Raw genomic sequence first — 13,267 nt, forward strand, 5'->3', positions numbered from 1 at the left:
AAGCCGCTACCCGACACGTACACGGCAGTAAAACTTAATCCAGGTTCAGCTCGTCGTAATGGGTAATCAGTTTGCCCACGATGCCGTAGTCCAGCGCTTCTGCCGGAGACATCCAGTAGTTGCGGTCGGTGTCTTTTTTCACTTTTTCCAGCGGCTGGCCGGTGGCGTCAGCGATCAGCTTGTTGACGCGATCCAGCATGCGGATGATCTCGCGCGCTTCGATCTCAATATCCGTCGCCTGACCGCGCACGCCGCCCAGCGGCTGGTGGATCATAAAGCGGGTATTTGGCAGCGAGTAGCGGTGCTCTTTTTTCGCTGCCAGGAAGATGGTGATCCCGGCGCTCGCCACCCAGCCGGTACCGATGACGTGCACTTCCGGGCGGATGAACTTGATGAAGTCGTGAATGGTGTCACCCGCCTCCACGTGGCCGCCCTGGCTGTTGATGTACAGCTTGATCGGATCGTTGCTGACGCTTTGCAGCAGGATCATCTGGGTAATGACCTTCTGCGCCAGCTCCTGGTTGATCTCGCCGGAGATGACAATCGAACGGGACTCCAGCAGTTTTTGCTGCAGAGCGCCCGCGCCGCTTGACCCTTCCGCTTTGTCCTTGTCGCTTTCTTTCAGTGTGTAGTGCATTGTTGTTTCCTCAGCTTGTCGCGCTCAAAACCAGAGTGTAGCCTGTTTTATCGGTGAAAGTCCTCACAGACAAATAACGAGGGATCTTATGAATATTGCACATGTCGCACTCTGGACCCGCAGCCTTGAGGCCCAGGTTCAGTTCTGGGAAACGGTGTTTAATGGCCGCAGTAACGAACGCTACGTCAGCAAAAACCGTCCGGGGTTTGAATCCCATTTTATTACCCTGGATGACGGGCCGACCCTCGAGCTGATGACGCTGCCGGACCTGCCCGACGCCCCGTCCCACCCGGAGTTTATCGGCTGGGCGCATATCGCCATTAACGTCGGCAGCAAGGCAAAAGTGGACAGCATGGCCGAGCGGGCGCAGGCCAACGGCACGCTGCTCAGCGCCCCGCGCATGACCGGGGACGGCTTCTATGAAGCGGTGATCGCGGACCCGGACGGCAACCGCATCGAGCTTGTCGGTGCATAAAAACAGCGTTTCATTCCTTCACCGCCCCCGCCCCGGCTCGCTATACTTCATATGGTTATCATATTGTTAAATGATAATGATATTTAATGTGTTAAGATGAAAGTCAGCATAAACAGTCTCTTACGCCACCGTTGGGACTGTTTGCATCCTCGACATTTAAATCAGCACCGGGGCGGTGAATGGAACACATTGTGTATGTGGTTGATGACGATGACGCGGTCAGGCAGTCCGTAATCGGGCTGCTGGAATCGGCAGACTTAAACGCCATCGGCTTTTCATCAGCAGAAACGTTTCTTCAACACCGGTTTGAGGATCTGCCGTCGTGCGTGATCCTCGACATGCAGATGCCCGCCATCTCTGGCTTCGAGGTGGCGGACGCGCTCAAAGACAGCGGGCGCGAGATCCCGATTATTTTTCTCACCGGCCACGGCACTATCCCGATGTCGGTGCGCGCCATCAAAGGCGGCGCGTACGAATTTCTCACCAAGCCCGTTGAATCCGCCGCGCTTATCGACGCCATTGAGTCCGCGCTGCAGCTGGCGGAAAACAACGCCGTGCGCAATAAAGAGCACTACGCCCTGAAGCAGCGCCATTTGTCCCTCACGCCGCGCGAGCACGAGGTGCTTGAGCTTGCCATCACCGGCAAGCTCAACAAGCAGATTGCCGCCGAGCTGGGCGTCAGCGAGATCACGGTGAAGGTGCACCGCCGCCGCGTGATGGAGAAAATGCAGGTGCGCTCCGTGGCCGAGCTGGTCAGGGCCGTTGAGCGCCTGACCAAAAGCCAGCCCGCGGAGTAACGTTTACCCTTCCTGCGCGGCCAGCGGCAGCGCGAAGGTAAACACCGTGCCGTGCGGCTCCCGGCGGCGCGCGCTCAGCTTTCCGCAGTGGCGCTCGATGATGCTGGCGCTGATGGTCAGCCCCATCCCCATCCCCTGCGGCTTGGTGGAGTAGAACGAGTCAAAAATCTGCTCCAGCCGTTCGGGCTCAATGCCGCTCCCGGTATCGGCGATCTCAACGATCACTTTCCCGTCCGCGTTGGCGGTGCTGAGGATGATGGTGCTGGCGCGATCCCTCACCTCGGCCATCGCTTCTACCGCATTCATCACCAGATTCAGCAGCACCTGCTGGATCTGCACGCTGTCCCCGGTGATAAAGCTGTCGCTGGCGTTCAACAGATAATCAACGCTAATGTGTCTCTGCTCCAGCTCGCTGCGCGAAAGCGTGATGATATGGTGGATCAGGTAGTGCATATCAATGCGCGAGAAGGTGGGATCCTGCTTGCGCGTCAGGGACTGGATGCTGCGAATGATCTCCCCCGCACGCGCGCCTTCCGCGGCGATCTCCTCCAGCCCTTCGCGCACTTTATCCAGGCGGGCGGGCTCGCGGCTGAGCCAGCGCAGGCTCGCCCCGGCATTCGAGACGATGGACATCAGCGGCTGGTTGATCTCGTGGGCGATGGAGGAGGTCAGCTGCCCGACGGTGGTGGCGCGGGAAACGCGCGCCAGATCCGCCTGCGCCACCCGCATGGCATCCTCCGCGGCGCGCTGGCTGGTGATATCCGTAATGATGCCGTAGTACTCGTTCACCTCGCTGCCCACCCCCACCGGATCGCCAATCCCGAGGATGTAGCGCGTTGAGCCGTCGGTGCGCTTTATACGAAACTCCGCACGCATGGAGAGCCCGTCGCGCACGCTCTGGGTGACAATGGCGCTGATGCGGGCGTAATCGTCCTCGTGGACGAAGGTTAAAAACTCCGCCATGGAGATCATCTTTTGCTGGTCGGGCAGGCCGAGAATGCGGGCGTACTCTTCCGAGACAAACATCAGATCCTGCTCCAGCTCCCAGCGCCAGCTGCCGGTGTGGCTGATCTGCTCGCCCAGCATCAGCGAGGTCTGGCTGGCGCGCAGCTCTTTTTCCACCCGGCGGCGCTGAATGTTCTCCGCCAGCAGCTCGGCGTAGAGCCGCGCCGTCTCCAGGGATACCGCTGCCTGCGCGCCCAGCAGGCTGACCACGCGCGAGTGCTCGGCGGTGAAGACCTCCGGCATCAGGCGGTTTTCCAGGTAGAGCACGCCCACCAGCCGCGCCTGTTTGAACATCGGGACGCACATCACCGCCGCCCCCGAGGTCACCAGATAAGGGTCCTGGCTGAAGGGATGAAACTCCTCCGGCTTGCCGGTGCGGATCTCCTGCCCGGTGCGGATCACCGCAGCCAGCACCGACAGCGGCATGTCGGTCGCCATCGGCACGTCTTTCAGGATCCGCACCCGCACGCCGTCGGTGCTGGTCCAGGCGCTGGCCTCGATCTCCGGGATCAGGTTATCGCTCACGCGAAGCAGCAGGCCGCGCTGCGCCCCGGCGCGTTCGAGCAGGATGGTCATCAGGTTTTCAATCAGGCGCTCAAGATTGATCTCTTCCGACAGCGCGCGGGAAGCCTTGATCACGCTCTGCAGATCGCGGATCGTTTCGTTCTGAGCAAACGCCACCGTGTCGTAGGCGCTGGCCTGCCCGGAGGCCAGCAGGTGCGGGAAATCCTGCTCCAGCTGGCGCACCTTGGCCTGCGCGCCCGCGCGGCCCCAGGCGGCAATCGAGCCGCGGAAGTGCGCGTCTGATGCGGTCGGGTAGCCGCAGGCCAGCGCAAAGCGGCCCGCCAGCTCGTGGGCCAGGGCGTTAATCGGGTTAAAGCCACCCTCGCGGGAGAGCCGGACCGCCTTCTCATACTGCTCAAGCGCAATGCTGTTCATCCCGTCCAGACGGACAATTTCGGCGTAGATCAGCGCCTCTTTATCCGCGAACGTGCCGGGATTAATGCGCGCCCAGAGGGCGATTTTGTCGTAGTGGGCGTGAATGCTGCGGCGGTGATTCGCCGAAAACGTCTCCGGCGTCAGCTGACGTGAGAGCGCCAGCGCGCTGTAGAGATGGTAATCCAGCAGATGGATATGGCCCGGCGCAGACCACGCGTACCAGCCCGCCATCTCAAGATCCGCCTGCGCGTCGGTATACTCGCCGCAGGTAAAGTGCGCCATGCCACGGTAGAGCCAGTACCAGAACAGCATGGTGGAGGTCTGCTCCGGGGCCTGCTCCGGCGACGCGGGAAGCAGCGCCTCGGGCAGCGCCTGCGACGCGCTCCAGGTGCCAATCGTCGGCGTGCGCAAAAACTCCACGAAGGTGCGCTGGAGCATCAATATGGTCTCCACGTCCTGGAAGTGGGTTTTACGCACAAACGCCAGGCCGCGATCGATACTGGTCAATACCCCGTCCAGGTGATCGCCCCGTGAGAGGAAGTTAATGACCTGATGGCAGGCCGCAAAGCAGGCCACCGTCATATCGCCGTGGGTAACGGCGGCGGTGAAGCAGGCTTTTGCGCACTCGATGGTGAATGACAGCGGCTGGGTCCAGACGCTGAGCTGGTCGAGGGGCAGCAGGGTTTTGGCTTCGAACGCGTCGTAGCCGTGGCGGTTCACCAGCTCGCGGGCCAGGGTGCCGTACTGGAACCCGAGGCGGTACTCGGCGTAGCGCTGGCCAATCAGCACGCCAAACCAGGCCATCGCCGTGGTGGAGGCGCCAGTGATGCCGTGGTCGAGGGTGAGGTGCATCATGCGGCAAAGCAGCAAAAAATGCAGGCGCGGGCAGATGAAGCTGGCGCAAATGCTGGCGCTGTAGAGCAGGTTCATCACCGCTTCGGTTTCCGGGTTATCCATTCGCGACAGCTGGGCATAAAGGCTTTGCGGCGCGTCGGCCGTGCGGTTGCAGAAGTGTTCCCAGGCCTCGTCGCAGTCGGCATCTTCCGGGTGGCGGCCAATCTGAATACCAAAAATCCCCAGCCAGCAGAGCGCCGCCTCCAGCGCCAGACGGCTGTCCGACTGGCGAATGTACACTTCCACCAGCAGGTTGGCCGCCAGCGCCTTTTCGGTCAGCCCGCCGGGGCAGCCGAGGATGGCGTCACACAGCTCGCGGGTGCGCTCCAGGTGCCCCAGAGCAAACTCGCAGCCCGCCTCTTCGATATCAAGCATAAAGTCTGACACCGTCCCGGCGTTGCCCAGCGCTCTGGCGGTCTGGATATAGCTGAGCGCCGATGGATAATCCCCCGAACGCTTTGCCCGTCGTGCGGCCAGCAGGCTCAGCTCGCGGAACATCTGGCGCTGCGGCGCGGGCTGGATGCAGTCCAGCGCAGCCGTGACGTGGTGAACGGCGCGAAACAGCAGTTCGTTCCCCGCGGCCTGACGCGCGGCATCGGCCAGCAGGCTGGCGGTGGTCAGGTGAAGATGGCTTTTCTCATGCTGATCCAGCATCGCAAAGGCCGCCTCCTGCACCCGGTCGTGGGTGAAGGCGTACTCTTTTTCCGTCAGCACAATGAGCTGGGCCATCACCGCCGGATGCAGCGCATAGCGCATTTCCGCCATCGACATGCTGACCACCCGGCAGATCATCTCCATCTCGCCCGTGCCGCCGAGGCAGGCGAGGCTGCCCAGCAGGCGGCGCGTCTCGTCGGGCAGCTCTTCAAGCTGCTCCAGCACCAGGGTAACGACGTTTTCGGTGTAGTGTCGGGCGCGGATCGCCTGCAGATCGTAGTGCCACTTATCCTGATATTTGTTGTGCACCACCAGCCCGTCATCCACGATGCGGCGGAAAAACTCGTGCACAAAGAGCGGGTTGCCCCCGGTTTTCTCGTGGATCAGCGTGGCGAGGTCGGTCGTCGCCGCGCTGCGGGTACGAAATATCGTCGCCAGCCAGCGCGCCACCGCCTTCACGGACAGCGCCTGCGGGACAATTTCAGTCGCGTTTTGCGCCGCTTCCGGCAGGCTCGCCAGCTGCTGTTGCAGCGTTGGTTCGGACAACGAACCGATATCGCGGTGGGCGACCACCAGCAGCAGCGGGATAGCGCCGCAGGTCACCAGCAGATGTTTCAGCGTATACAGGCTGGCCGCGTCGCTCCACTGGAGATCGTCGAGCACCAGCACCAGCGGGCAGCCCTGAGAAGCAAAGGTTTTTACCAGCGCCAGCACCATATGGCTGAAGCGCGCCCGGGCATCAATGGAAAACGTATCCGCCGAGTAGCGCGGCTTGCTCTCAAGGAGCAGCCCCAGCTCGGGCACCAGGCTGACGGCCAGCGCTTCATACCCCTCCAGGGCGCGCGACAGGCGGATTTTCCACTTCGCCACCTCTTCCGCGGGCAGCCCCAGCAGGTGCAGCGTCAGGGTGCGGAACGCGGAGCTTAATACGCCGTAGGGCAAAGACGGCGAGAACTGATCGACTTTCCCCACCGCCAGCAAAACCTGACGCTGCTGCAGCGTTTTGAGCGCCGTCGCGATGATGGACGATTTGCCAATCCCCGACGGCCCGCCGATCGTCACCAGCTCCGGCACCAGGTTCTGCCCCACCCGCTCAAACGCGGCAATGACGTCATTCGCCTGCGGATGCGTCGCGAACAGGGAGTCCGCCAGATGGATCGCGGGAGTGCGGTCCTGCTGGCCGGGGGTAAAGGCGACGATCTCGCCCTCGCAGGTCAGCGTCGCCTGGCAGCGGCGGAGGTCGGCAATCAGCCCGTCGACCGTCTGGTAGCGGTTATCGGGGTGCTTCTCCAGCAGCTTGAGGATGATAGTCGACAGCATTCCCGGCACGTCCGGGCGAATCACGTCCGGGGCCAGCGGCTCCGAGGCAATATGGTAGTGCGCCCAGTTGGTTTGATCGTCCTCCCCCAACTCAAACGGCAGGCGTCCGGTCAGGAGTTCATACAGCACCATGCCGAGGCTGTAGAGATCGCTGCGGCCGTCAACGGGACGCCGGGTGCGGGTGGTGTGCTCCGGCGACATATACGCGGGCGTACCGCCTGAAACGGCAAGCCGGGTCTGGGAGAAGGCACCGGAGAGGCTACAGGAGAGGCCAAAGCTGCCCAGACGGCAGGTGGCATCGTGATGAACAAAAATCGCGCCGGGCTTGATATCGCCGTGGATCAGGTTTTGCAGGTGCATCTGGCGCAGGGGAACGCAGATCTGGATCGCCATCTCTATAAAGCGCGAGATCCCCGAGATCGCACTGCCCGCGCGCCGCGCCAGCAGCTCAAACGCAAACGGCGCATACACTAGCGCGAATCGTCCCCGGTACTGGGTGGAGGCAACGGCGCGGATGGCCCAACTGTCCTGCAGCACGTCACGCAGCGCAAATTCGTTTTTTAGCAGCCGCGTGGCCCGCTCTTCCTCTTCGTCGCTCACCGCGGTGGCAATGATGAACGAGCCGCCGGAATGGGGATGGCGCGCGTGCATCCAGGCGATACCGCCCTCCTGCGCCAGCACGGTAAAAATCACATCCTCTTTAAGGACAAAAACCCGCCCCTGGTGAAGATTCCCCTGGGCGGGCCAGAATGCAGGCTGCTCGTGTTCGTTCATCCGCGATCCTTATCGTCGGCGGGCCAGCTCCCGCTGTATATGATCCAGCAGAATATCGATGTTAATGGGTTTACGCAAAAATGCAGCGGCGCCCAGGCTAAGAGCGTACCGCTGCATATTTTCATCAGCATGACCGGAGATAAAGATCACGGGCGGCGGGGGAACGGCCAGCAGCCGCAGCTTTTCAAACAGCTCCAGACCGCTCATGCCCCGCAGCTTGATATCGGCGATCACCAGCGCCGCGCCGGACAGGGCGAGCGGATGGCTCAGAAACACCTCTGCCGAATCAAACGTATCGGCGGCATACCCTTCCGACTCCAGGAGATTACTCAGCCCGCTGCGGACGGAACGTTCGTCATCAATGATGGCAATGCGCCACGGCAGCGTCATGCTGTCTTTCCTCAAAAAAATCAATAAACGTCGCGATCGTCCTTCGCGGGCGCAGGGGGCGCCGTGCCGCTGATTTTCGGCACGCATTCGTGACGAAACCAGGCGAGGGTAAACGGTTCGCGACTCAGTAAACGCCGTCCCACCGGGATGAGCTGTTCACCCACCAGCATGCCAAACAGGCCAAGCAGGGCGACAACCGGCGGTGCCGGGGAATGAACGTCGAGCAGGGCGTAAATTACCCCAGCAACCACGCCGCACACCAGCGAAATTATCCATGCTCTCATGACGTCGCTCCCGTCTGCGATTTCACCTGCGGAACCGTCACCTGAGGAGGCGGCGCGCCGTCGCGGGATAACAGATGGCGCGTCGCCTGTTCACCCGCCAGCATCCCCAGCAGGCCAATCAGCGCCAGCGCGGGCGGCGCGGGGGAGCGCACCTTCAGCACGGCATACATCAGGCCAATCAACACGCCTGCGGCAAGGGATATCAGCCCAGTACTCATTGTGAACTCCAGAGAAAGAGGCAGCGGCGAGCCGGATGAGGGACCAGCCCGCCAGCGGAACTTAGCGAGCCGGAACCGGCGCTAAGGTGCGGTGCTCGCTCTTCTGGCGAGACGGTGCTTTGTGCACCATGGTGTAGGCGTAATCCACGCCCATGCCGTACGCGCCGGAGTGTTCGCGCACGATATCCATCACCGCGGTGTAGGTCTCTTTACGCGCCCAGTCGCGCTGCCACTCCAGCATCACCTGCTGCCAGGTCACCGGGATCACGCCTGCCTGGATCATGCGCTGCATCGCGAAGTCGTGGGCTTCTTTGGAGGTGCCGCCGGACGCGTCCGCCACCATATAAATTTCGTAGTCGCCTTCCAGCATCGCGCACAGGGCAAAGCTGTTGTTGCACACTTCGGTCCACAGGCCGGCAACCACCACCTTCTTCTTGCCGTTAGCCTTCAGCGCGTCGCGCACCTTCTGGTCGTCCCAGGAGTTCATGGAGGTACGCTCCAGAATGTCCTGGCCCGGGAACACGTCCAGCAACTCCGGATAGGTGTTGCCGGAGAAGCTTTCGGTCTCAACGGTGGTGATGATGGTCGGGATGTTGAACACTTTGGCCGCTTTCGCCAGCGCCACGGTGTTGTTTTTCAGCACCTGGCGGTCAATAGACTGCACGCCAAACGCCATCTGTGGCTGGTGATCGATAAAGATGATCTGACAGTTCGCAGGGGTTAACACTTCGAGCTTTGAAGAGGTCATAGCATTTTCCAGTGGTTAAGGGTAGAAATCGCCGCGAGCGCCGCGACAATAAAGTCACCCTCATCCTGCGGTTTTCCGTCGCCGCGCGTAATTATCTCTTCGTATAGTTAACCTTAGGTATAGTTATACTTTGGTATACCTATCCTATTGTATAACTGGATCTTTGCCGAAACCGGTTCCCATAATCCTGACCATTCACCCTCTCAGTCAGGAGCAGTTATGGTTACCCTCGGTAAAGCCGATCTCATTCTGGTTAACGGCCAGTTTCACACCGTCGATCGCGAGAACCCTGTCGCGGAAGCCGTTGCCGTGCGCGACGGAAAATTTCTGGAAGTGGGTACCGTCGCCGAGGTGATGCAGCACCACTGCGACGGCACTAAGGTGGTGGATTTGAAAGGCCACACCGCGATCCCCGGCCTGAACGACTCGCACCTGCACCTGATTCGCGGCGGGCTGAACTACAACCTCGAGCTGCGCTGGGAAGGCGTGCCGTCCCTGGCCGACGCCCTGCGGATGCTGAAAGAACAGGCCCTGCGCACCCCGTCGCCCCAGTGGGTGCGCGTGGTGGGCGGCTGGAGCGAGTTCCAGTTTGCCGAGCGCCGCATGCCGACGCTGGACGAGATCAACGACGCCGCGCCGGACACCCCGGTCTTCATTCTGCACCTGTACGACCGCGCCCTGCTCAACCGCGCCGCGCTGAAGGTGGTTGGCTATACCAAGGATACGCCGAACCCGCCGGGCGGCGAGATCCAGCGCGACGCCAACGGCAACCCGACCGGGATGCTGATCGCCCGCCCGAACGCCATGATCCTGTACTCAACCCTCGCCAAAGGGCCGAAGCTGCCGCTGGAGCAGCAGGTCAACTCCACGCGCCAGTTTATGCGCGAGCTGAACCGCCTGGGGCTGACCAGCGCCATCGACGCGGGCGGCGGCTTCCAGAATTACCCGGAAGATTACGAGGTGATTGCCGAGCTGCACGAGAAAAAGCAGATGACCATCCGCATCGCCTATAACCTGTTTACCCAGCGTCCGGGCCACGAGCTGGAAGACTTTGAAAAATGGACCGACATGCTCACGCCGGGCCAGGGCAGCGACTTCTTCCGCCACAACGGCGCGGGCGAGATGCTGGTCTTCTCCGCCGCCGATTTTGAAGACTTCCTCGAGCCGCGCCCGGATCTCGCGCCGGGCATGGAGGACGAGCTGGAGCGCGTGGTGCGCCATCTGGTGGAGCACCGCTGGCCGTTCCGCCTGCACGCCACCTATAACGAATCCATCAGCCGCATGCTGGACGTGTTCGAGAAGGTGAACCGCGACATTCCGTTCAACGGCCTGCACTGGTTCTTCGACCACGCGGAAACCGTTACCCAGGCCAACATCGACCGCATCAAAGCGCTGGGCGGCGGCATTGCCGTCCAGCACCGCATGGCCTTCCAGGGGGAGTACTTTGCCGAGCGCTACGGCATTGAAGCCACCCGCCACACGCCGCCGGTGGCCAAAATGCTCGAGACCGGCGTGCCGGTGGGCTTAGGCACCGACGCCACCCGCGTGGCGAGCTACAACCCGTGGACCGCGCTCTACTGGCTGGTCTCCGGCCGCACCGTCGGCGGGATGCAGATGTACGATCACAGCGCCCGTCTGGACCGCGATACCGCCCTGATGCTCTGGACCCAGGGCAGCGCGTGGTTCTCCAGCGAGCAGAACCAAAAGGGGCAGATCAAGGTCGGCCAGCTCGCGGATCTGGCGGTGCTGAGCAAAGACTACTTCCGCGTGCCGGAAGAGGAGATCAAGGGCATCGAGTCCGTCCTGACGGTGGTCAACGGCGACATCGTCTACGCCGCAGGCAGCTTTGGCCCGCTCGCGCCACCGGCCATTCCGGTTCTGCCCGAGTGGTCCCCGGTGGTGAAGGTGCCGGGCCACTACCGCAGCGCGCCACCGCAGGCTACGCGCGTCGGCTTGAGTGTGGCTCACCACTGCAGCGGCCCGTGCGGGGTTCACAGCCACCAGCATGATTTCGCCCGCTCGTCAGAGATGCCGGTGTCCGACGATAACGCTTTCTGGGGGGCGCTGGGCTGCAGCTGCTTTGCATTCTGATGAAAAACACTACTATGCCGCCCCGGGTCGACCTGGGGCTGTTCTTCCTGCGCCTCACCGGCAGCCTGCTGCTGCTCTACGTGCACGGCCTGCCGAAGGTGCTCCACTTCAGCGAAGAGCTGACGCGCATTGAAGATCCGTTCGGCTTCGGGCCTTACGCGAGCCTGATCCCGGCGATCGTCGCCGAGGTGATCTGCCCGCTGTTGATCATTGCGGGCGTCTACACCCGCCTGGCGTGCCTGCCGATTATCGCCGTGCTGCTGGTGGCGATGCTGGCGGTACACCCGGACTGGTCGATTGCCGAAGGGCAGTTTGGCTGGCTGCTGCTGATTATCTTCACCACTCTCGCCCTCACCGGGCCGGGCCAGTGGCGGCTGCAGCGTAAGGCAACGGAGAGGTTCGCATGACCCAGGTTAACGACGTTCGCGACGCACACGTTGAGACGACGCCCGCGCGGGCGGTTTCGCCCTGGCAGCCGCTGAGCCAGCCGGTGTTCCGCATGCTGTGGATCGCCACGGTGGTCTCTAACGTCGGCTCATGGATGAGCGACGTCGGCATCAACTGGAGCATGCTGACCCTGAGTGCCGATCCGCTGGATATCGCGCTGGTGCAGGCCGCCAGCAGCCTGCCGATGTTCCTCTTCGCCCTGCCGTCCGGGGTGATGGCGGACATCGTTGACCGGCGTAAATACCTGCTCTTCTCACAACTGTGGGTGTTCATCGCCGCCGCCGGGCTGACGGTGCTCTCCTTCACCGGACACGTCACCCCTACCGTTCTGCTGGTGGCGACGTTCCTGCTGAGCGTGGGCGCGGCGATGAGCTCGCCGCCGTTCCAGGCCGTGGTGCCCGATCTGGTGAGCAAGCCGGAGCTGGGCGCCGCCGTGGCGCTGAACTCGCTCGGGGTGAACATCAGCCGGGCGATTGGTCCCGCGCTGGGCGGTTTTCTGCTTTCGCTCGCCGGGCCGTGGATGGTGTTTGCCCTGAACGCGCTGTCCGTGGTGGGCGTGGCGTGGGTGCTGTGGCGCTGGCGTCCGGCCCCGTCCGTGCAGCGCCTGCCGCCGGAGCACTTCTTCTCCGCGGTGCGCTCCGGCATTCGCTACGTGCACTCCGCGCCGGTGCTGCGCAACGTGCTGGTGCGCACCGTGGCCTTCTTCGTTTTCGGCAGCGCGGGCTGGGCGCTGCTGCCGCTGGTGGCGCGCCGCGAGCTGGGCTTAGGCCCGGCGGGCTACGGCGTAATGCTGGCGTGCATTGGCCTGGGGGCGATTGCCGGGGCGATCCTGCTGCCGCGCCTGCGCCAGCGGCTGAACGCCGATCGGCTGATGGTGGCCGCGAGCCTGGTTTTTGCCCTCACCATGCTGGCACTGGCGTTCGTGCGCCACGTCTGGCTGCTCAACCTGTTTGAGTTCTTCACCGGCTTCGCGTGGATTGCGGTGCTCTCGACGCTGAACCTCGGCGCGCAGCGCAGCGCCGCCCGCTGGGTGAAGGCCCGGGCGCTGGCGGTCTACCTGACGGTGTTCTTCGGCTCGATGACCACGGGCAGCGCCATCTGGGGGCAGATCGCCTCGCAGTTTGGCACCCCGACCTCGCTGGTTGTCGCCACGCTGGGGATGGTGCTGGCAAGCGCAACGGTGTTCCGCTGGAAGCTGGAGAAAGATCCTGATTTAAACCTCGACCTGAGCGGCCAGCCGCTGGACGGCGTGGAGATTGAGCTGCCGAACGAGCGCGGCCCGGTGCTGGTGTCGCACGAGTACATCATCGACCCGCAGAACGCGAAAGCCTTCCTGGAGGCGGTACACGAGCTGCGCCGGGTGCGACGCCGCGCCGGCGCGATGAGTTGGGCGGTATATGAAGATATTGAGCGCCCGGGTCTGTTTATCGAGACCTTCCTGATGGGCTCGTGGATTGAGCATCTGCGCCAGCAGGAGCGCCACACCATGAATGACCTCCTGCTGCAGAGCCGCGTTCTGGCTTTTCATCAGGGCACAACATCACCGGCAATTCGCTATCTGGTCGCGCCGGTATAACCATAACCATCACCTGTA

Annotated in this window: 10 protein-coding genes and 1 pseudogene; 5 read left to right on the forward strand and 6 right to left on the reverse strand. The window is 62.6% G+C overall.

The window, feature by feature from the left end:
- Positions 1–34 precede the first annotated feature (34 nt).
- Positions 35–640: pseudogene (locus IM294_RS10525) on the reverse strand (ATP-dependent Clp protease proteolytic subunit); the annotation flags it as partial.
- An 85-nt stretch (positions 641–725) separates the two neighbouring features.
- Between IM294_RS10525 and IM294_RS10530 the strand changes: the two are divergent.
- Both IM294_RS10530 and IM294_RS10535 read left to right on the forward strand, forming a co-directional pair.
- Positions 726–1,112: a VOC family protein gene (locus IM294_RS10530; RefSeq protein WP_045631073.1), complete on the forward strand. Its 387-nt coding sequence runs from the start codon at positions 726–728 to the stop codon at positions 1,110–1,112.
- Between the two features lie 179 nt (positions 1,113–1,291).
- Complete coding sequence (locus IM294_RS10535; protein WP_045259555.1) at positions 1,292–1,909, forward strand: response regulator transcription factor; 618 nt, start codon at positions 1,292–1,294, stop codon at positions 1,907–1,909.
- 3 nt (positions 1,910–1,912) lie between these two features.
- Here the strand turns inward: IM294_RS10535 and IM294_RS10540 are convergent, their stop codons facing one another.
- The 5 genes from IM294_RS10540 to IM294_RS10560 form a co-directional block, all read right to left on the reverse strand.
- The gene (locus IM294_RS10540; RefSeq protein WP_126817922.1) at positions 1,913–7,495 is read right to left on the reverse strand and encodes an ATP-binding sensor histidine kinase; all 5,583 of its coding nucleotides are present in this window, start codon (positions 7,493–7,495) and stop codon (positions 1,913–1,915) included.
- Between the two features lie 9 nt (positions 7,496–7,504).
- Complete coding sequence (locus IM294_RS10545; RefSeq protein ID WP_048960182.1) at positions 7,505–7,885, reverse strand: response regulator transcription factor; 381 nt, start codon at positions 7,883–7,885, stop codon at positions 7,505–7,507.
- 20 nt (positions 7,886–7,905) lie between these two features.
- Positions 7,906–8,169: a XapX domain-containing protein gene (locus tag IM294_RS10550; protein ID WP_126817924.1), complete on the reverse strand. Its 264-nt coding sequence runs from the start codon at positions 8,167–8,169 to the stop codon at positions 7,906–7,908.
- Positions 8,166–8,387 carry a DUF1427 family protein gene (locus IM294_RS10555; protein ID WP_028015362.1) on the reverse strand — a complete coding sequence of 74 codons (222 nt, stop codon included), beginning with the start codon at positions 8,385–8,387 and terminating at the stop codon, positions 8,166–8,168. Before IM294_RS10555 ends, IM294_RS10550 begins: the two co-directional genes overlap by 4 nt.
- Before the next feature lie 61 nt (positions 8,388–8,448).
- Positions 8,449–9,135 (reverse strand): hydrolase, encoded by a 687-nt coding sequence (locus IM294_RS10560; protein ID WP_023331928.1) that lies wholly within the window; start codon positions 9,133–9,135, stop codon positions 8,449–8,451.
- Positions 9,136–9,354: 219 nt separating this feature from the next.
- Between IM294_RS10560 and IM294_RS10565 the strand changes: the two genes are divergently transcribed.
- From IM294_RS10565 to IM294_RS10575, 3 genes are read left to right on the forward strand one after another with little or no spacing between them, the layout of a single operon-like run.
- Positions 9,355–11,226: an amidohydrolase gene (locus tag IM294_RS10565; protein WP_126817926.1), complete on the forward strand. Its 1,872-nt coding sequence runs from the start codon at positions 9,355–9,357 to the stop codon at positions 11,224–11,226.
- Positions 11,226–11,633, forward strand: a complete 408-nt coding sequence (locus IM294_RS10570; protein ID WP_028015359.1) for a DoxX family protein — start codon at positions 11,226–11,228, stop codon at positions 11,631–11,633. Before IM294_RS10565 ends, IM294_RS10570 begins: the two co-directional genes overlap by 1 nt.
- Positions 11,630–13,249 (forward strand): MFS transporter, encoded by a 1,620-nt coding sequence (locus IM294_RS10575; RefSeq protein ID WP_126817927.1) that lies wholly within the window; start codon positions 11,630–11,632, stop codon positions 13,247–13,249. Before IM294_RS10570 ends, IM294_RS10575 begins: the two co-directional genes overlap by 4 nt.
- The last annotated feature ends 18 nt before the right edge of the window (positions 13,250–13,267 follow it).

The sequence above is a fragment of the Enterobacter cloacae complex sp. P43RS genome (assembly GCF_014930585.1).
Classification (GTDB): Bacteria; Pseudomonadota; Gammaproteobacteria; order Enterobacterales; family Enterobacteriaceae; genus Enterobacter; species Enterobacter bugandensis.